Source organism: Solibacillus sp. NPDC093137 (genome assembly GCF_050280445.1).
Taxonomy (GTDB): domain Bacteria; phylum Bacillota; class Bacilli; order Bacillales_A; family Planococcaceae; genus Solibacillus; species Solibacillus isronensis_B.
Map to the genome: position 1 here is coordinate 754,286 of NZ_JBNNVH010000001.1, position 19,499 is coordinate 773,784.

Consider the following 19,499-nt stretch of genomic DNA (forward strand, 5'->3'; position numbering starts at 1 on the left):
TAGTTTTATGCGAATTACAAACTTATTAACCGCAAGCACGATTAAATTAAACATACAAGCAGCGACAAAGGATCAAATCATTGAAGAATTAGCACAAGTACTAGTAGATGCCGGCAAAGTTAGCGACAAAGCAGTGTATGTTGCGGATTTACAAGCGCGAGAAGCACAGAGTTCAACAGGTATTGGGGAAGGCATAGCCATTCCACATGCAAAGTCAGAAGCAGTTTCTGCACCAGCGATTGCATTTGGGCGCCAATTAGCAGGGGTTGATTATGATTCCCTAGATGGTCAACCAGCAAAATTGTTTTTCATGATTGCGGCAAATGAAGGTGCAAATAATGATCATTTAGAAACGTTATCAAAACTTGCAACATTTTTAATGGACCCACAATTCAACGAAAAAATGATGACAGCTTCGACAAAAGAAGAGATTTTATCAGCAATTGAAGCAAAAGAAGGTGTCGAGGTGGCAGAAGATGCTCCAGTAGAAGCAACGACGCCAATAGAAACTACAATAGGCAAGCGTATTTTAGCTGTAACAGCATGCCCGACAGGTATCGCACATACATTTATGGCGGCAGAAAAGCTTCAAACAACAGCAGCACAAAAAAATGTTGCAATGAAGGTGGAAACAAATGGTTCGGGCGGTGTAAAAAATCGTCTAACAGCAGAAGAAATTGCAGATGCAGACGTAATTATCGTAGCAGCCGACACAAAAGTTGAAATGGCACGTTTTAATGGTAAAAAAGTCATTCAAACAAAAGTAGGTAAAGCCATTTACGAGGTAGATGCATTAATCGACCGTGCAATTTCTGGCGATGTGCCGGTATATAAGCATGAAGGTGGCAGAGAAGTTTCAGATGAGCAATCAGAGGGAAAGGGCGGTTTCGAATTTTATAAACACTTGATGAATGGCGTATCGAACATGCTTCCATTTGTTGTGGGTGGCGGTATTTTAATCGCACTTTCATTCTTTTGGGGCATTAACTCATCGAATCCGAACGACCCTTCGTACAATGAATTAGCAGCAATGCTTAACACAATCGGTGGCGGTAACGCATTCTTCTTAATGGTGCCAGTATTAGCCGGATTTATCGCAATGAGTATTGCCGATCGTCCAGGTTTTGCACCTGGTATGGTTGGGGGTTTGTTGGCCATTACCGTGACAAATGATGCAGGGGCTAACTCGGGCTTTATAGGTGGTTTACTTGCTGGTTTCTTAGCAGGTTATATTGTATTGGGTCTTAAAAAGGTATTCGAAAAATTACCTTCACAGCTTGAAGGATTAAAACCAGTTTTATTTCTGCCGGTGTTTGGTATTGGATTAACAGGTATTGCGATGATGCTAGTAAACCCTCAGCTTACAAAGTTATACACGGGGCTTACTAGTTTCCTAGAAGGGTTAAGTGGTACGAATACAATTCTTCTCGGTTTATTATTAGGCGGGATGATGGCAGTTGATATGGGTGGTCCACTCAATAAAGCCGCATATACATTTGGAATTGCGATGCTGGCAAGCGGTAACTATAACATTATGGCTGCAGTAATGGCAGGCGGTATGGTCCCTCCATTAGCAGTAGGTTTAGCAACAACATTCTTTAAAAACCGTTTCACGAAGCAAGAGCGTGAGGCAGGGAAAACGGCTTATGTTCTTGGAGCATGCTTTATATCCGAGGGTGCCATTCCATTTGCGGCAGCAGACCCTGTTCGTGTGATTCCTTCATTTGTACTTGGTTCTGCAATCGCGGGGGCATTAACAATCATGTTTGACATCGCATTACGCGCGCCGCATGGTGGTATTTTCGTAATGGGTCTTGTAGACGGTGGTCTTGGGAAAGCAGCACTTTACTTAGCAGCAATTTTGATAGGTTCAGCAGTAGCAGCTGTTTCGATTGGATTACTTAAGAAAAAGGCTTAATAATAGGAGGCACTTTCAATATCAAAGCAATCATTTGAATTTGTTTCAATTTTCCTATGCGTTGATGTTCATTAAAAGTAATTTTACTCATAGTAAACTCTCGATTGGATGTTCCGTTTTTCAAATCATTGGAATTTAAAGATATGTTTAACCGTGAATTTGAAGAGGCTTATGAGCAATTGAGTTAAATTCGAGATGAAGCTTGTGAATGTTTAAAAATAATATTAATTTCTTCATTTAGAGAGTAAACAGCTGGTCTGTATTACTCTTTTTTTATATTTTCTGCTTTATCTGTTGTAGCATTAATAAGATTCGCTCCAAATTGACGCTATGTTAACTCAAAAGGCACTAAATGAACCGATTCGTTTAATGTCTTACTAAAAAATAAAATAATTATTTATAGGCATAGTATATTACTGGATTAATAAAATGAAAGCAGGAAGAATTGAGGTGAATTTATTTTAGAAAAACTCAGGAAAATTAATATGAAAACTGCTGTATTTATGGGGATTATTTTTTACTCTTTGACGATTTTAATCCACCTTCTTATTTTAAGCAAAATTATTCCATTCACATGGGTTAATGGCGGAAGGTCTGAATCATTCGCTGAACAGCTACCAATAACTGTTATAAATATCGTTATTTCTATTATTGGAGTAGTTTTTACATTGATTGTCGGGAGAATTAAATTAAATAAATACAAAAGAGGAATAACCTTTATATGTTGGTTTTTTGTTGTACTTTGGTCCTTTGGATTTATACAACAATTGTTCGGAACGCCTTTTGAAAAAATGGTTTGTTCGATAGTATTGCTTATTGGAGTTATTTCGAATTTGCGTTTGGCGATTGAAATAAAATAGATGTAACTAGAAAAAGACGGTTTAGAGATATTTCTAAACCGTCTTTGTGTATGAACTACTCAAAATCTTGATAAGTATACCCAGGGAATTTAACAACAGCCCATTTCTCTTTACGTAACGAGTCCATTAATTCTGGTCCTACATTTAAATTGCTGCTTACGATTTGTTTAGGAACTAGCGCCATCCATTGTGTTAATGAAATATCCGCATAGTTAGGACTTTTAAATACTTCTAAATACCAAAGGGATTCATTGCCTGTGTTTTGAATATAATGTCCATAGCAAAAAGGGATATAGCCTACATCTCCTGACCTCACATCGAAAGTCCGTGCTACTCCGTTAGCGGCGTATGCTGTCATACGACCTTGACCAGATAAGAAATACTGGAATTCATCATTATTTGGATGCCAGTGTAGTTCCCTCATTGCCCCTGGTAGAATTTCAACGAGCGCCACTGAAATTTCCTGTGCCACTGGGAAATTTGTTGAATCTGCAATACGAACTGATCCTCCCGGTGAAAGAATTGGCTCTTGACCAAGCAAACTATGTGTGAAATTTCTTGTGCCGAATGGATCTGGAATTGCCACTTCCTCAATAGGACCAGGAACCTCACCTTGATAAATGTATTTTTCCTGCTTTGGAATATTTCGAAAGGCGCTCTCTGGTACCCCAAAGTTAGAAGATAGAACATCTTTTGGGGTATGGGCAAACCAGTCGGAAATTGTGAACGTATCTAAATCTGAAAACATTCCATTATCAAACATTAATAAAAATTCACAGCCCTCTTCAAGTCCTTGAATGGAATGGGGAATACCTGGAGGGAAGTACCATAAATCACCCACTCCTACATCGGCAATAAAGTTTTTTCCGTTTTGATCGACCGCTGTAATTCTTGCTCTACCTACAGTCATAAAACAAAATTCTAGCTCTTTATGCCAATGTAGCTCTCTTACGCCGCCGGGAGTTAAACGCATATTAACACCAGCGATCGTCGTAGCCACCGGCAGCTCACGCATCGATATTTGTCTCGACCAGCCACCAAATTTTAAGGTCATATTTGTATCAGAAAAAGAAAAGCGTAGATTTGGCACCGTTCCCGCATCCGTTTCCGGCGGTACAAGCATATTTGGGTTTTCTAATGCGCGTAAAATATCACGTGGCCCAGGATCAGTAGCACCTGCTCCGTCTTCACGTATCGGTTGTGGAATTTTGTCTGCAGATACCTTGAATTCAAATGGTTCAGACAAATCTTTACCTCCTATTAAAGAATATGCATCATGGCAAGTGTACGATGAAATAAGAGAAATTAGAACTGCAAACCGTCATTGAAAAAAGACTGCAAAAAGCCATCTGAAAAAATCAGATAGCCATTGGTGCATGTGAATTTATCTGAAATTAAACGGAATGGGTAATTTCAGCCGTTGATGATTGAGAAGAACTTTCTGCTTCCATAGCCTCACCTGGGCGATAAAAAGCATGTTTTTCCTGAACAAATAAAATAGCGATTCCTCCTAAAAGAGCGGCTGTGCCAAGAAGTGTAAAGTTCATTTGAGCAGACAGGTTCATTGTTAAGAGAATTCCTACAAATGTTGGTGCGAAAATACCGCCAACTCGTCCAAATGCCATGGCCGCTCCCACACCGGTTGAACGAATTTCTGGTCGATAGAACTGTGATACAAAGGCATTGCTAATATTTTGCACACCAATTGATGCTGCGCCAATAATCCCAATTAATACATACGCAAGTACTGTGTTGTTTGTTAATCCAACCGCAGCTAGTGCAAGTGCCCCTCCGAAATAGAGTGGTACCATTACTTTTTTAAAGCCAAATTTATCCGTTAAACGCCCAAACGCCATCGTACCTACAATAGCTCCCATATTTAAAGCAACAACAAACAAAAGACTATTACTTAAACTATAGCCAGCTTCAACCATTAGTTTTGGCAGCCATACGTTCATCGCGTAGATAAGGACGAAACAAGAAAAACAAGATATCCAAAACATGACCGTACTAAGTGCTAATTTATTTTCAAAAAGCTTCACAAGTGGAGAGCCTGGTGCTTTTGCTGCTGGTTTTGCTAGTACTACGTCTTGAGAAAATGACATTTCAGGGTTGAGTTTCCCAAGGATTTTCTTTACTTCTGCTTCTTTTCCTTTCGCTAAAAGGAAGTTTGCCGATTCTGGAAGCTGTTTTGCTAGAAATGGCAATGCTAAAAGTGGAAGAGCGGCAATCCAGAAAATTGGTTTCCAGCCCACTGTCGGTAATAGAGACTTACTGAATAAAGCTGCTGCAATCGCCCCGATCGAATAGCCACAGAAAATAAATGAAACAATGGCCCCTCTAATTTTTTTAGGAGCATACTCCGTAGATAGCGCAATGACGTTCGGCATAACGCCTCCTAGTCCAAGACCCGCAATAACGCGAAGGATGGCAAATAGGACAGGACCTCCTGCAAAAGGAGATATTGCTGTGAAGAGACTAAACATTACAGTACAAATGATAATTACTTTTTTTCTGCCGATTTTATCGGCTAAAAGTCCAAAAATAATTGCTCCTACTGCTGTCCCAGCGGCTGAATAACTCCCAATGGCCCCCGCAGTAACAGTTGAAATCCCCCATTCTTCTATTAAAGATGGGATAACCGATCCATAGATGACTACATCGTATCCATCCATAAGAATAATAAAAAAGCACCAAAAGATAATGGAGAGATGGAAGGCGCTAAAGCGACTCCTATCAATCACTTCGTTTATATGTAAAGCACTCATTGATTAACACCTCTTTTTTAGAAAGTACTTTAGTGCACAAACGCTTCAACGCGTTTGTGCACTAAAGTGTGACGCGCAAAAAAATTTAGTTCTTCTATTTGGCATTTAATGTTTCGCGGTCAAAACCAGCAATCTTCTTATAGCGAACTGCAATTTCTTCAAGTTCTGTGTCTGAAATTATATCATCTAAGTTAGCAAAGCCGTTTGGTGCACGGTCTTCTACAATCTGCATCACCACTTCTGGACCGTTTTGGCGATTCGTTAAAACAATATTCGCTGTTGCTTCTCGTCGCAGTGCTTCATATGCTTTTAATGTTGTCACCGCATCTTGATCTTGTTGTTCCGCAATCACTTGTCCAAGGGCATCCGCATCTAAAATGGCTTGAGATGCACCATTTGAACCGATTGGATACATTGGATGTGCCGCATCGCCCAGTAAGGTGATACGTCCAAATGTCCATTGTGGCAGTGGATCACGGTCAACCATCGGGAATTCATAAACAGCTTCTGCTTCTTCAATAATTTTTGGTACATTCAGCCAGCCAAAGTCCCAGTTTTTAAAGGCAGGCGCAAATTTTTCTTTATCAATTTCTTTGTTCCAATCTGCGCGATCAGGCATTGTCTCGACATTTAATTCCGCAATCCAATTGACTAAAGAACTTCCTTGAGCAGCTGTATCTGGACAAATGGGGTAGGCAACAAATTTTTGGTCCTGATAACCAGCCATAATCATTGAACGACCTGTTAAATAAGGTGTTGCTTCTGTAATCCCACGCCATAAGATACGTCCGCTATATTTTGGCAGTCCTTCGTTAGGATAGAAGAATTTTCGTACAACGGAATGAATGCCATCTGCTGCAATCATAATATCTGCACGATATGTACCTAGTGATTCACCTGTTTTTTTATTTTCAAAATGAGCAGCGACGCCATCCTTCTCATTTTCAAAAGATGTTAAATGGTGACCTGTTAAAACGGCTTCTTCACCTAATTGATCCTTTACGGTCTTTAACAGGAGCATTTGTAAGCGTCCACGGTGAATCGAATATTGTGGCCATTTGTAACCAGCGTTGATGCCGCGGTCTTCTTGCCAAATTTTTTGCCCAAATTTGTTCACATACATTAACTCGGCTGTCGGTAAGCCTGTCTGTTCTAGTTCCTCTGCTAAACCTAAGTCTGTTAGCACGCGAACCGAATGGGGTAACAGATTAATGCCGACTCCCAGTGCTTTAATTGTTTCTACACTTTCAAATACTTTTACAGATATGCCTGTACGGTGAAGTTTAAGTGCTGTAACGAGTCCACCAATACCCCCACCGACAATCATCGCTGTTTTAATTGTTGACAAAACAATCCCTCCATCAAGGAAAATAGAATAATCTATTTTTTCTAATTATTTTTACTATTTCTACATTATTGCATATGTTTGATTTGGTAGCTAGTCACGATAGAGAATATTGTCGGAATTAAAAGATATTTATGTTAAATTTTTAAGTATAATGGAATTAGTAACTCTAAAAATACATAAGGGAGCGAAAAAAATGGACTATACTAAAATCTATAACGAGGAACTGATTGCCTTAGTAAAAGAGAAAATAAAGTCAGTCGGTGAAGTTAAAGCAGTGAAGTTTGTGAGAGAACAAACAGGAATGTCCTTAATACAGGCTAAAAAATTTGTAGATTTTTGCAACGAATAGATTATACGTTATATAGATATTTTAATAAGGGGTGATTTTTTGGTCAGTAAAATAATGTTAGATGAAAGAGTAATTCAATTAAATAGCTATGAAGAAGAAAAAGTAAATGAGCTCTATAAAGTCTCAGTCATTTTTGACGTGACAAGTGAAGAATATCATGACATCGCAATGTTACTTTACAAAGGAACATTTGACGTTAAGATTCCTGAAAAAGAGATAATGTTCAGAGGGGCGATTTATAACTATTCCACTTCTATTACAAATTTGTATGAAAAAGATCAGGTAGGACAGTATAAATTGACGTTAGTGGAAGAAAAGGACTGAAATATCATGAGATTAAGCATATTGGATCAATCACCAATCCCTTCAAATCAAACTCCTCAGGATGCGTTAAATTGGTCAATGAAATTAGCGCAGGCAGGGGAAGCACTGGGATATACAAGATACTGGATTGCCGAACATCATGATTTATCTGGACTGGCATGCCCTGCACCTGAAGTGATGTTAGGCTACATAGGGGCAAACACGAATCGAATTCGGATAGGATCTGGCGCTGTTTTATTGCCTCATTATCGACCGTTTAAAGTTGCTGAAATCTTTAATACGTTAGCGACACTTTTTCCAAATCGTATTGATTTAGGAATTGGACGAGCGCCAGGTGGATCCGCTGAAGCGATGACTGCTTTGTCCGGTAACTTTATAAAAAATGTCGGGAACTTTCCTTCGTTACTGAGAGACCTCCTTCATTTTTTAGATGATGATTTTCCAACTGATAGCGAATATTCAAAGTTATCGGCTTCTCCTATACCTGAAAATCCGCCAATCCCTTGGCTCCTTGGGACTGGAAAGAAAAGTGCTATACTCGCAGCGGAAAATGGTGTGCCGTATACTTTCGGTTATTTTATGAGCGATGAAGATGGAGCTGCTATTATCAAGGAATATATTAATCGCTTTAAACCAAGAAAAGAAGGACAAAAACCACAAGTCATCCTAACTGTTAACGTTATTTGTGCAGAGACAACGGAAAAAGCCGAAGTAGTTGCAGCAAGCTTTCTCATTTGGTCTTTAAAAATGGAAAAAGGAGAAAGCCAACAAGGGTTTCCTTCTTTAAGTGATGCTCAGCAATATAAACTCACTGAAAAAGATAAAGAAACATTGGAAAAAGTTAGACAAAAAATAATTATTGGTAATCCTCAGGAAGTGAAGCAGAAATTATATGAGTTGAAAACAAGATACGAAGCAGATGAAGTGATGATCAATACAATCACATATTTACCTGAAGATCGAATCCAATCCTATGAATTAATTGCGAAAGAAGTTTTTTCAGATGAGAAACGCTTAAAATAGCCCTATTTAGGCTAGGAGGTTGAATCCCCTGAAAACTAATTATAGCCATCATAAGTGAAAATTAGTAATGAACGGTCTCTTAAAGCTGAAAATCAAGGTACCCAACGATATAATTTCGTAGAGTGCCTTGCTTGATTTTAGTGTAATAAATAATTTTCACATACTGTTTTCTTTCGGTTACAAAATTTTGCTGCTAGTCCAGCTATTAAGTTATACCATCTATTTAAGGTGTGGGGTATGCTTATATAAAAAGTCAATGGAAGTATTAATTAAAGGAGACACATATGCTAAATATCTACCTTACTCGTCATGGGGAGACTCAATGGAATATAGAAAATCGTTTACAGGGTTCAAAAAATTCACAGCTTACAGACAAGGGAATTGAACATGCTATTATGTTAGGAGATCGTTTAAGAAATATTGATTTTTCCGCAATATATACAAGCCCACTGGAGAGAGCTCTTCAAACTGCCAATTACATAAAATCAGATAAGGATGTTCCTATTTATACTATCGAAAATTTAAAAGAGATGAATTTTGGCGATTGGGAAGGCAAAACTAAAGATGAAATTGAAGCTGTAGACAATTATAAAAATGAATATCATAATTTTTGGCATATACCTCACATGTATAATCACAAACCTCACAACGGAGAAGGACTAATTACTTTTAAAAGGAGAGTTGAAGAGGCTTTAAGTAAAGTTATTTCCAGCAACAGTGACGGAAATATATTAATTGTTACACATGCAGTAGTCATAAAGGCCATCTTGTCATTTACTATGGACATTTCAACTGATAAAATGTGGGACCCTCCTTTTATACATGGAACAAGTCTTACAATTTTTAAATGGGATGGGGAACAGTTTAATTTTAAGGTGATTGGTGATATCTCTCATTTTAAAAATGAATCAGAATAATTTTAAACTTTTTGAAATTTTCGGTTTTTAAGTATACTTTATAATGATTGGCAAATGAAACCTCCTATATATTTTACATATATAATGAACCATCACACATTCTATATATAGGAGGTGGGAATATGGGGAATAACGTTTCGAAGGCGAGTCATGGTAAAACTGGAGCTGAACTAATAAGTGAAGCATTTGGCAAGTCGCAAAACGATAGCGAAGCATTAGGTAAAACTGGAGCTGAACTAATAAGTGAAGCATTTGGTATGTCGCAAAACGATAGCGAAGCATTATTAGCACAGGCGTCAGAAGTTCAAACTACAGATATCCCTTTAGGAAAAGAAGATGTATATGCAAGGGATAGTACAACAACAACTTTGAACAACCTACATGAAGATAACACATCCGCCATTTTAGATCGAAATGGGCCAAGGTAATTATTGTAAGTAAATGAATAGTGACTTAAGGCAATTCTTCCTTTAGCGTAACAAAACTTTATAATCCCTTAAATTAAGAGCTTATGCTTTTGTTTTAAGGGATTTCTTTATTTTTAAAATCATTAACATGCACGAATCCCTTACTGCTAAACCCCTCACTGTACTGTTTATCATAAAAACTCTAAATTTTTAGCTTCTATTTCAACCCTCCTAATACTTCAATAGCCTGTTTTAAAGTGCCCCATGAATTAACAGTACAGGTTATACTCTGGATAATTTTCATTTCTTTGAATATATACTGAGGAAATCGGGTATAAAGCATAGTGTTGTAGTATTTTTTATTAATGTTTATAAGTGAAGTATTTTTAGGAGGTTATATTATGGCAGAGAACAAAGACAAACATGTTGCAAAAAAAGAAGATGGGGAACGTGAAATTCTAACAACACGTCAAGGCCATCCTGTAAGGGACAACCAGAATATCCGTACGGTGGGTAACCGTGGACCAGCAACTTTAGAAAATTACCACTTCATCGAAAAAATTTCACACTTTGACCGTGAAGAAGTTCCTGAACGTGTAGTACATGCACGTGGTTCAGGTGCTTTCGGTTATTTTGAAACTTACGGTAAGGTGGGAGATGAGCCTGTAGAAAAATATACCCGCGCCAAACTCTTTTCTGGTGCCGGTAAACAAACGCCACTTATGGTGCGTTTTTCTACCGTGGCAGGTGCAAAGGATTCGCCTGAGACTGCACGAGACCCGCGCGGCTTTGCAGTGAAAATGTATACGGAAGATGGTAACTGGGATCTTGTAGGTAACAATTTAAAGATTTTCTTTATTCGTGATGCGATGAAGTTCCCTGATATGATTCATGCTTTTAAAGCAGATCCGGCTTCCAACGTACCGAATCCACAGCGTATGTTTGATTTTGTTTCACGTTCACCGGAAGCGACGCATATGATTACGTTCCTATTTTCACCTTGGGGGATTCCAGCGACATACCGCCATATGCAGGGTTCAGGGGTTAACACATATAAATGGGTTAATGAAGAAGGGAAAGCTGTACTTGTGAAGTATCACTGGGAACCAAAACAGGGCATCCGTAATTTGACACAAGAAGAGGCAAACTCCATCCAGGCTACAAACGTAGGACACGCTACTCAGGACTTGTATGAAGCAATTGAACGTGGTGAGTATCCAGAATGGGAGCTGTTCGTTCAGATTATGGAGGACGACTATCATCCAGAATTGGATTTTGATCCACTTGATGATACAAAACTTTGGCCAGAAGATAAGTTTCCTTGGCTGCCTGTAGGTCGAATGGTACTTAATCGTAATCCGGAAGACTTTCATGCAGAAATCGAGCAGGCTGCATTCGGTACTGGTGTTCTAGTAGACGGTATGGACTTTTCGGATGATAAAATGCTGCAGGGACGTACATTCTCTTACTCAGATACACAGCGTTACCGTGTAGGCTCAAACTATTTGAAATTGCCAGTCAACGCACCAAAGGTACCGGTTCGTACAAATCAGCAGCGTGGTCAGATGGATACTCGTGATCCGAAAGAATCCGGCGAAAGCCCACATATCAATTATGAACCGTCAATGATTGGGGGCTACCGTGATGCAGGGGATAAAGCATATCCACCACATCAACCGTCTTATAATGCGGCATTAATGAGTGAGCCTATTGATCGCCCGAATAACTATGGCCAAGCAGGTGAAACGTACCGCAGTTTTGAAGACTGGGAACGTGATGAGCTTATAAATAACTTATCGGATGCTTTGGCAATCTGTGACAAGCGTATTCAGGAAGCGATGTTTAATCACTTTACACAGGCTGATGAAGATTACGGCCGCCGTGTGAAGGAAGCGACTGAAAAGAAAATGAAAGAAATTGAAAAGATGGCTCAGGAAGGTAAATTACCGGGCAGAGAGTCAGGGATTTCTAAATATGGTCAGGGTACGATCGCTGCGAATGAGGCAACAAAAGATGCAGTGAAGAAAAGCCATGAAGCAGACCCGTATTAATGATTTAAAAGAACACCTATACATTCAAAAGGAATAGTTATAAACTATTCCTTGATTTGACTAAAAGTTAAAAAATGCAATCATGTAAAATTAAAAGACTTAAGTTTGGTAACCAACCGGGCTTAAGTCTTTTATCTTAACTGCGACTGGCAGCGGTGTTGTAGTTGCAATTATTGCAGAAATCATGGCTGTATTCAAATTCCAAACTATTCGCAGAGAAACCGAGTAAAATGGCTTTTTATGCTCTGTCTTTTTTATTTTTGTTTAGGTGTGGTCAATGTAATATAAATTTCTGGCGCTTTATTTATCTTTAGAAATAACAATACACCAATAAGTTTGATATTAAGAATAAGTAAAATTTGTATTATAGCATTTACTTTTTATCTTTCCCGTTATTCATTTGAATTGAAGTCATTACTATTAATTTTAAGTATGCTTACTTTTTCAGGCCCGGTAATACTAGATCGATTGCTAATCTATAAATTTTTTTTTGCTTCTGTGGGGTGCTGTAGTCGAATAAATCGAGATGGTCAAGGGAAGTCATAAAATTAAATAAAAGTACTGTAATATCATCTACCTGTAAATCATTTTTAAATTCACCACTCTCAATACCTTCAACCAAAATATCTTTCACTATTTGAAATTCAGGCTCGTACAATTTTATAACGGCGTCATAGTTATTTTTATTTGTTGCCACAAAATATTCATGCAATGTGTTCATAATTGGTTTTTGCACAACTAAATTATTTAAATTTGCCCAAATATAAAGCTTCTTTTCAGCTGAATGTTCAGTTTTAGACATCATAGTCCAATTATGAAGAAATTCATTGGAAACTTGTTGAATACAATATAAATATAATTCCTCTTTATTTTTAAAATGGTAATAGATTGTGCCTTTACTCATATTTGTTTCATTTTTAATATCGGCCATTGATGTGGCACTATAGCCTTTTTGCTCGAAGCATTTTGTTGCTATATCAACAATGAATTGCTTCGTATCCTCACTATTTACTCCAATAGGTCTACTCATTATCTCTCCTGCCTTTTTAATCTCTATCATAGCGTATTCTATTTTATAACGCGAATTAATCGGACAAAGGTTTGTTAATTTTTTATCAAATTTAGTAAGTAATGATATTCATTCATTTTAATTGACCGTTCGTCCGAATAATGTTATTGTTTTTTTCGAAGGGAGCGATTGAAATGAATGAAAAAGTAATCATTATTGGTGGAGGCGTTGCAGGGTTGGCAATGTCGTTATTTTTGAAAAAAGCAAATATTGAAAGTGTCGTGTATGAGCAAGCAAAAATATATGGAAAGGTGGGAGGTCACTTCGTCATGCACCCAAGCGGCATTGCGATGATGGAGTTACTAGGTTTAGGAGAGGAGCTCATGAACAATAGTCATGCATTAACGGATTTCGCTGTGCTCGATAAAGACAACAACTCGGTATTAGGTGAAATGGAAGAAGAGCTAGAGGGCGAGCTTGCAGATATGCCGGTATTTGTGAATATTACACGTTACCATTTAATTGAGATTTTATATAAAGAAGTACAAAAACAAGGGATCGACGTTCAGTTTAATAAGCGATTAAAGCAGTTAACACAGGACACTAAACAGGTTGTTGTTGAATTCGAGGATGGTACAGAAGCGATTGGCTCTATTTTAATCGGAGCAGATGGTGTACGTTCTAAAACTCGCCAGCAGCTCTTCCCAGAAAAAGAGTTGCGCTATTTAGGGAAAACAGGTGTGTATGCGATTGTGGAAAATGACAAACTAGGCGAACTTAAGCAGTACTTTGCCCAGGATGCAGCGCTCATGTATTTCCATGAGAACTTTAACTTTTTCGTAGCAAAACATCATCCAACAGACGAGGCAATTTCTTGGTCGATTATTACTACGGAGCCGGAGCAGCCGTCAGTGGCAGCGTTTGATGAAAAGCCAATCGAACAGCTTCGTAAAGAGCTTGGTGAGCGTTTCGCAGGTTGGGAAATGCCGATTCAGCAGCTAGTGGAAAGTACGGATCATTTAATTGCGAAGTCATTATTCCGCATTGAACTAATGCAGCAGTATTCAGAAGGGCGTGCCGTATTAATAGGAGATGCCCTGCATACAGCAGATCCAAACGCAGGAATGGGTACAACACTTGGATTAGAGGATGCAATGGTGTTAGCTAAGCTTTTACGTGATAATGACTATGTGCAAGCCTTTGCCCAATTCCAGGAGGTACGTAAAGACCGAGCGGAGAAAGTATATCATAGTGCAAATCTTTTAGAATCACTTGAACTAGACAATGCAGACAATTATGCATTATTTGATGTAGGAATTGATGTAAGCTGGGAAAAATAGTCTACTAATAGAAAGAGGACATCAGAGTTATGGAAACTTTACAGCAAGATTTAATGAATAAACCGGTGAAAAAGCTATTTTTCCATTTCTTCTTTCCAGCAGTGTTCGGTATGCTACTTATGTCTATCAACCTGCTACTCGATGGCATTTTTGTTGGGCATGGTGTAGGAGAAGTGGGGCTAGCAGGTGTGAACTTAGCGGCACCAATTTTCACGATTATTTTAGCAATTAGTCTATGGATCGGTATTGGCGGCGCAACGAATTTTTCAATGGCAATGGGTGAAGATATGGCTGATGAAGCAAGAAGCAGCTTTACGCTATCGCTGGCTATTTTCACTGCTATTTTAGGCGCTATTAGTATTGTAGGTTACTTAAATTTACAAACAGTGGCAGGTTGGCTTGGAGCAAATGAGGAAACACTTGCATCGACGACGGACTATTTAGGTGTATTATTTGCGCTTGGATGGGTGCTCGGGTTACAGCAACTCCTTAGCATTTTCATCCGAAATGATGGACGTCCAATGCTTGGCATGGTGTCGCTTGGGCTAACATCTGTTGTCAATGTAATACTAAATTATGTATTCATTTTTGTACTAAACATGGGTGTTTACGGAGCGGCACTTGCAACAATTCTTGGTGGAGTTGTCGGGGTACTCGTATTCGTACCTCACTTCTTCAACAAAAAAGTGGTACTTAATAAATGGCGATTCAACTGGTCATTGCCACTTGGTCGACGTATTCTTGCGATTGGCTTTCCAAGTTTATTAGCTGAATCGGGTGCCTTTGTGTTAGTTGTTGGCTACAATTTAAGCGTTGTTGCGGCACTTGGAACAGAAGGAGTTACAGCCTTTTCGGTTATCAACTATTTACACGGCTTCATGTTTTTAGCGTTCTTTGGCATTGAGACGGCCATGCAACCGATGGTAAGCTATTATCACGGCTCGAAAAAGAAGGCACAGCTAAAGGAGACACTTGCTTTAGCGGAAAAAACAGCATTGATTTTAGGTGTCACACTATTTGTCATCGGCTATTTACTTGCACCGCAGCTTGTTCAATTATTCGGGGTGGATGATCCAGCGATTGTTCAACTAGCGGTTGAAGGAATTCGTCTATTCTTTATTGGTTACTTATTTATTGGGATAAGTTTCGTCTACATGACGTATTTCCAATCGGTTGGTAAAGTATGGTCAGCAACTGTTATTATTGTGATGCGAAGCTATATAGTATTTTTAATTTATTTGTTTGTCTTACCAAAAGTATTTGGCGTGAATGGGATTTGGCTAACGATGCCATTTGCGGAATTAACAATGGCTATTGTCATTGTGATGTTTGTACGAAAACGTGTAAAGCAAACATTGATCTAAAGAGTAGCAGCATAGCTTTGTACCTTGCTATATATATTAGGGAGGTGTCTCCGAGTGAGAGGTTTGGGAAACAAAATATGCTCTTCAACAATCGCGCGCAATTCTTGAAGACGAATTGTACCATTTTCAGCAATAGGGAAGTATAAAAATTTGTATAAACAAAGTTACTCTAAAAAAGAGACAAGCGCTGTCACATCAACGCTTGTCCCTTTTTGCACTCCCAAACTTTGATTTGGAAACGTTATTAGATTTATTTATGTATACATTGTAAATACTTTTTCACTAAAGTACATTTAAGTGAAAAACTTACTTAACTTCAATTATAAAGACATAACTTGAACTTCCCTTTTCCCAATATGCAGAAATACTATAAATATAAACACCTTTTTCTTTTGGAACTGATAATACATTTTCATTTAATGGAGCATTTTCTACTTCATTGTTACTGAACCATATAGATGCGTTTAACGTATTCTCTAGTGGTTTACGATTAAATTTTATTTTTAATTCAGCTCCAGGTGATACAACAACGGTTTTAATTTCGTGATGTTTAATCAGATCAGGTGGAGAAATCTTATCAACACATTGTGCGTTAATAAGCCCGTTCCAACAATAAGAACCTTGTGCCACTTTTACAGTCTTATTTTCTATTGTTATGACTGGTTTAGGTGGTTCAGAGTTAGATGCAAAATACAGTCCACCTACTAACACAGCTACGGCTAATAAAGAAATTAATACCTTTTTCATACATGCCTCCTTTGTGTTTTTAAAGACGGCTTATTCCACTAAATTACGTCATTAAAGTATAAGACACCTTCTAAATCGATATAATTATATTTCTAGAAAATGCCAATAAATTCCTTTAATGATTCCCAAAGCGTTGTTAGGGAATAATGTTATTCTTAACCTTGTGAACGCATAAAATTAAGATCATTCATTGTTCAACAATCGGGCGCGATTCTTCAATAAGAAGATCGCGTTTTTCCGTTAAAGGGCCATATTATTGAATAACGTTCTTTTATGAAAGGTACCTTTCAATAATTAAATAACTCCTAAAACCACGCTTAATAGGAGCCAGATCTATATAATTAACTAAATGTGTTTATATACTCTAAACATTGTGAAGCTGTCGCTTGGTTGGAGTTAGTAAAATAGTTGATTGTCTAAATTGTGTTTGCACCCGGTACAGGTCATTTTATTAAAAACATTCCTACACTTCAAAACGATTCATTTCCCTCTTTAATTTTAACTTCAATTTGTACTTTTGCAGGTTTGTTTTGCTTCCAAATGAGATTTTGCAGAAATATACCAGCTATACCAATAATGGAAAGTGCCAGACCGATTGTTTTAAAGGCGGTTAGTACTCCATATTGTGTTATTAATAGCCCGCCGAGAAGCGGTCCGGCAATAAAAAGGATACTCATTAAGGAATCTATTATACCGGTAACCCTTCCTATAGCTTCCTTGGGTGGTTCAGTTTGAATAATGTAATTTACGGCAGTAAAAGTTAACCCATTTCCAATCCCGCCAATAATAGAAAGAAAGATTGCAAGTACTATGAAATTGAAGTCCGATAGGAACCCAAAACCTAAAGTCATGACACCGATTAGAAGGCTTCCGGTACCGAAAAACCAACCAAATTTAGAGATTTTTTTAAGTTTGTTTAGAAGTATGACCACAAAGAGCGATCCGATGCCAATAGCTGAAATTGCCCAGCCTGTAAATTCAGGTTTGCTAGGGAACACTTCACTGAACAAAGTTACAATCTGTGCGTCAATCATTTGTATTGTGAGGACGCTAAAAATCCCAAATATGATACTTGCCAAAAGAATTTTGCTATTTAAAACAATCTGCCAACCTTCCTTCCAAGAACCTAGAAACCCTGATTGTGTAGCTTCTATTTCTACACTTGTTTCGATTTCTTGTACCTTGATTCGTGTAAGGAGTATTCCAGATATAGTGAAAGCTATAGCATTTATTGCAACGGAAACATTCGGAGAAAATATTCCAGCCACTGAACCTCCCAATAACGGGCCAATCACCTTAACCAATTGAAACAGACTACCATTAATAGTAATTGCTTGCATGATGTTTTTTTCTTCAACAATATTTCTCATCAATCCCTGCTGTGCAGGAAGGCTTATCACTCCCGCAGTGTTTCGTAAAAACAGGATTGGCAAAGCAAGCCAGGGCGTAGGTGTAAAGACAAGCAACAAAGTTAATACTGCACGAAACCAGTTAGAATAGATAAGGATTTTTCTCTTATTTCTTCGGTCGGCAAATACGCCCGCAAATTGTCCTAAAAGTATACTAGGAATGGCATACATGATAGGGATCAGAGCAATCAGCATCGGGTCAGCCTTCCATGTATACCTGAATAAGATAAGTACCCCAACAAAATCAAACCAGTTTCCTAAGTTGGCTAAAGTGTTAGCAGAAAAGAATTTAATAAAGTTGCCATTGCGCCATATTGATATTTCTTTGTTCATAAATAATCCTCCTACGATAGTGTCTTTAATAATGAGCATAACGAGAAATTATCAGAGGACTATCAGAGGAACGGAAATAAAAAAATTTGGAGCAATTATTTTAAGTGATATTTTAACTGAAGTTCGATTTTGCTATGTAATTCATTTAATTTGTACTCTTGTAGATACTTTTTCTTTAATTCACGATAGTAAGTTTGTAGTCTTCCGTGCAATCCAAACTCGTCTAAGTAAAACAGAATCATATTTATATTCATTAACACCCCAGGTATGAATTTAGCCTCCTGGAGTAGTTGAAATCCTTTATCAAAATAATCTTCAGCTTTGGATTCATTATTTTTAAGAAGGCAATAAATACCTTTAACAATTGAAAAATTCGCAATTTCTCTTAGATAAGGATAATTTACGAGGTATTTTTTCGTTTCTTCCATCCTTACCTCTACCTTTTGAAGGTCCTTTTGAAGTAAGGCAAGACATAGTTCTGAAATAAAGATCAACGGTATGAATCCTTCGATTTTTTTTTCATCAATCTCTTTTTTAGATTGATGAAGAAGGGTAGCTGCTTCATCGAGCTGTTTTGTGTAAATTAATAATGATAGACGACTTAACAATTTCATTTCTAAGCGTTGATATTCAGGTATTTCTTCAGCAGATAAAGCACACGTAAAGTAATCTAGGCATTTCATCTTATCTAATTCAATAAATGAATAGATATGTAATAAATAAAAGCATTTTTCCCAAAAAGTAATTTCCTGTGCCTCAAGGAACCAGCTGAAATCTCCTTTCATGAATTGGAGATAAAGGAGGTTCGGTAAATCGATGTGGAAGCCGAATACATTCTGATTTTCTTCTAAAAGTTTTAGGGCATCTCCCTGTCCGTAGCGATGATATTTGTGAAAAAGGTTTTTAACTTGTGTGGATACCTCGTTATCCTTTAATAGTGGACTTTCATGTACCTCTTTCAATGACAGAAGGTATCCTTGACCTCTGATTGTTTCAATTTCAACAACAGATGAAAGGTATTCAATTTTTTTTCTAACTCTATAAATATGATCATCTACAGTTCTATCGACTGGATCTTCCATTGGCCAAACAGCGTCTAAGAGTTCTTCCCTTGAAAAAATTCGGTAAGGATTTTGATATAAAAATTTAAATAATCGATATTCCCTCGGTAAAAAAATTATTTCTTCGGAACGGTATGTTACTTTAAAACCCATATTGGAAAACTTGATCTTCTCCATTCTTTCACCTCAACAAAATGGGATAATTTTTTATAATTGATTTTAACATGGTACCTCTTTCTCATTAAATATACCTTAAAAGAACGGTGTCGTT

General features: G+C 37.7%; 17 protein-coding genes. 10 read left to right on the top strand and 7 right to left on the bottom strand.

Going from position 1 to position 19,499, the window contains the following annotated elements:
* Positions 1-7 precede the first annotated feature (7 nt).
* Together ACQKN3_RS03905 and ACQKN3_RS03910 are read left to right on the top strand one after the other, a co-directional pair.
* On the top strand, positions 8-1,918 hold the full coding sequence (locus ACQKN3_RS03905; protein ID WP_427709535.1) for a PTS fructose transporter subunit IIABC: 1,911 nt from the start codon (positions 8-10) through the stop codon (positions 1,916-1,918).
* 485 nt (positions 1,919-2,403) lie between these two features.
* The gene (locus ACQKN3_RS03910; RefSeq protein ID WP_427709537.1) at positions 2,404-2,778 is read left to right on the top strand and encodes a hypothetical protein; all 375 of its coding nucleotides are present in this window, start codon (positions 2,404-2,406) and stop codon (positions 2,776-2,778) included.
* 55 nt (positions 2,779-2,833) lie between these two features.
* On the opposite strand, the gene ACQKN3_RS03915 is transcribed toward ACQKN3_RS03910, so the two are convergent.
* The 3 genes from ACQKN3_RS03915 to ACQKN3_RS03925 all read right to left on the bottom strand — a co-directional run bounded on the left by ACQKN3_RS03915 (position 2,834) and on the right by ACQKN3_RS03925 (position 6,894).
* Entirely contained in the window at positions 2,834-4,024 is a 1,191-nt protein-coding gene (locus tag ACQKN3_RS03915) for a cupin domain-containing protein (RefSeq protein WP_427709539.1), read from the bottom strand.
* 148 nt (positions 4,025-4,172) lie between these two features.
* On the bottom strand, positions 4,173-5,546 hold the full coding sequence (locus ACQKN3_RS03920) for an MFS transporter (RefSeq protein ID WP_427709541.1): 1,374 nt from the start codon (positions 5,544-5,546) through the stop codon (positions 4,173-4,175).
* A gap of 94 nt (positions 5,547-5,640) precedes the next feature.
* The gene (locus ACQKN3_RS03925) at positions 5,641-6,894 is read right to left on the bottom strand and encodes a flavin-dependent oxidoreductase (RefSeq protein WP_427709543.1); all 1,254 of its coding nucleotides are present in this window, start codon (positions 6,892-6,894) and stop codon (positions 5,641-5,643) included.
* A gap of 193 nt (positions 6,895-7,087) precedes the next feature.
* Between ACQKN3_RS03925 and ACQKN3_RS03930 the strand changes: the two genes are divergently transcribed.
* The 6 genes from ACQKN3_RS03930 (at position 7,088) to ACQKN3_RS03955 (ending at position 11,965) form a co-directional block, all read left to right on the top strand.
* The gene (locus ACQKN3_RS03930) at positions 7,088-7,243 is read left to right on the top strand and encodes a hypothetical protein (RefSeq protein ID WP_251687487.1); all 156 of its coding nucleotides are present in this window, start codon (positions 7,088-7,090) and stop codon (positions 7,241-7,243) included.
* 39 nt (positions 7,244-7,282) lie between these two features.
* The gene (locus tag ACQKN3_RS03935; RefSeq protein WP_427709545.1) at positions 7,283-7,567 is read left to right on the top strand and encodes a DUF3219 family protein; all 285 of its coding nucleotides are present in this window, start codon (positions 7,283-7,285) and stop codon (positions 7,565-7,567) included.
* Between the two features lie 6 nt (positions 7,568-7,573).
* On the top strand, positions 7,574-8,590 hold the full coding sequence (locus ACQKN3_RS03940) for an LLM class flavin-dependent oxidoreductase (RefSeq protein ID WP_427709547.1): 1,017 nt from the start codon (positions 7,574-7,576) through the stop codon (positions 8,588-8,590).
* A gap of 284 nt (positions 8,591-8,874) precedes the next feature.
* A complete protein-coding gene (locus tag ACQKN3_RS03945) occupies positions 8,875-9,507 on the top strand; it encodes a histidine phosphatase family protein (RefSeq protein WP_427709549.1) in 633 nt (210 codons plus the stop codon).
* Between the two features lie 122 nt (positions 9,508-9,629).
* On the top strand, positions 9,630-9,935 hold the full coding sequence (locus tag ACQKN3_RS03950) for a cAMP-binding protein (protein ID WP_427709551.1): 306 nt from the start codon (positions 9,630-9,632) through the stop codon (positions 9,933-9,935).
* 380 nt (positions 9,936-10,315) lie between these two features.
* On the top strand, positions 10,316-11,965 hold the full coding sequence (locus ACQKN3_RS03955) for a catalase (RefSeq protein WP_427709553.1): 1,650 nt from the start codon (positions 10,316-10,318) through the stop codon (positions 11,963-11,965).
* A 436-nt stretch (positions 11,966-12,401) separates the two neighbouring features.
* Here ACQKN3_RS03955 and ACQKN3_RS03960 read toward each other — a convergent pair whose 3' ends face one another.
* Positions 12,402-13,025 (bottom strand): TetR/AcrR family transcriptional regulator, encoded by a 624-nt coding sequence (locus ACQKN3_RS03960; RefSeq protein WP_427709555.1) that lies wholly within the window; start codon positions 13,023-13,025, stop codon positions 12,402-12,404.
* A 143-nt stretch (positions 13,026-13,168) separates the two neighbouring features.
* Between ACQKN3_RS03960 and ACQKN3_RS03965 the strand changes: the two genes are divergently transcribed.
* On the top strand, positions 13,169-14,314 hold the full coding sequence (locus ACQKN3_RS03965; protein WP_427709557.1) for an FAD-dependent oxidoreductase: 1,146 nt from the start codon (positions 13,169-13,171) through the stop codon (positions 14,312-14,314).
* 29 nt (positions 14,315-14,343) lie between these two features.
* A complete protein-coding gene (locus ACQKN3_RS03970) occupies positions 14,344-15,678 on the top strand; it encodes an MATE family efflux transporter (RefSeq protein ID WP_427709559.1) in 1,335 nt (444 codons plus the stop codon).
* Between the two features lie 306 nt (positions 15,679-15,984).
* Here ACQKN3_RS03970 and ACQKN3_RS03975 read toward each other — a convergent pair whose 3' ends face one another.
* The 3 genes from ACQKN3_RS03975 to ACQKN3_RS03985 form a co-directional block, all read right to left on the bottom strand.
* Positions 15,985-16,425, bottom strand: a complete 441-nt coding sequence (locus ACQKN3_RS03975; protein ID WP_427709561.1) for a hypothetical protein — start codon at positions 16,423-16,425, stop codon at positions 15,985-15,987.
* Between the two features lie 470 nt (positions 16,426-16,895).
* Positions 16,896-18,167: an MFS transporter gene (locus tag ACQKN3_RS03980; RefSeq protein WP_427709563.1), complete on the bottom strand. Its 1,272-nt coding sequence runs from the start codon at positions 18,165-18,167 to the stop codon at positions 16,896-16,898.
* Between the two features lie 95 nt (positions 18,168-18,262).
* Positions 18,263-19,405: a winged helix-turn-helix domain-containing protein gene (locus tag ACQKN3_RS03985; protein ID WP_427709565.1), complete on the bottom strand. Its 1,143-nt coding sequence runs from the start codon at positions 19,403-19,405 to the stop codon at positions 18,263-18,265.
* Positions 19,406-19,499 lie beyond the last annotated feature (94 nt).

Bases quoted from the DNA above. Each gene is read 5' to 3' on its own strand.
- ACQKN3_RS03950 (WP_427709551.1), top strand. From the start codon at position 9,630: ATGGGGAATAACGTTTCGAAGGCGAGTCATGGTAAAACTGGAGCTGAA.
- ACQKN3_RS03970 (WP_427709559.1), top strand. From the start codon at position 14,344: ATGGAAACTTTACAGCAAGATTTAATGAATAAACCGGTGAAAAAGCTA.
- ACQKN3_RS03955 (WP_427709553.1), top strand. From the start codon at position 10,316: ATGGCAGAGAACAAAGACAAACATGTTGCAAAAAAAGAAGATGGGGAA.
- ACQKN3_RS03975 (WP_427709561.1), bottom strand. From the start codon at position 16,425: ATGAAAAAGGTATTAATTTCTTTATTAGCCGTAGCTGTGTTAGTAGGT.
- ACQKN3_RS03940 (WP_427709547.1), top strand. From the start codon at position 7,574: ATGAGATTAAGCATATTGGATCAATCACCAATCCCTTCAAATCAAACT.
- ACQKN3_RS03905 (WP_427709535.1), top strand. From the start codon at position 8: ATGCGAATTACAAACTTATTAACCGCAAGCACGATTAAATTAAACATA.
- ACQKN3_RS03910 (WP_427709537.1), top strand. From the start codon at position 2,404: ATGAAAACTGCTGTATTTATGGGGATTATTTTTTACTCTTTGACGATT.
- ACQKN3_RS03920 (WP_427709541.1), bottom strand. From the start codon at position 5,546: ATGAGTGCTTTACATATAAACGAAGTGATTGATAGGAGTCGCTTTAGC.
- ACQKN3_RS03965 (WP_427709557.1), top strand. From the start codon at position 13,169: ATGAATGAAAAAGTAATCATTATTGGTGGAGGCGTTGCAGGGTTGGCA.
- ACQKN3_RS03985 (WP_427709565.1), bottom strand. From the start codon at position 19,405: ATGGAGAAGATCAAGTTTTCCAATATGGGTTTTAAAGTAACATACCGT.
- ACQKN3_RS03945 (WP_427709549.1), top strand. From the start codon at position 8,875: ATGCTAAATATCTACCTTACTCGTCATGGGGAGACTCAATGGAATATA.
- ACQKN3_RS03980 (WP_427709563.1), bottom strand. From the start codon at position 18,167: ATGAACAAAGAAATATCAATATGGCGCAATGGCAACTTTATTAAATTC.
- ACQKN3_RS03960 (WP_427709555.1), bottom strand. From the start codon at position 13,025: ATGATAGAGATTAAAAAGGCAGGAGAGATAATGAGTAGACCTATTGGA.
- ACQKN3_RS03930 (WP_251687487.1), top strand. From the start codon at position 7,088: ATGGACTATACTAAAATCTATAACGAGGAACTGATTGCCTTAGTAAAA.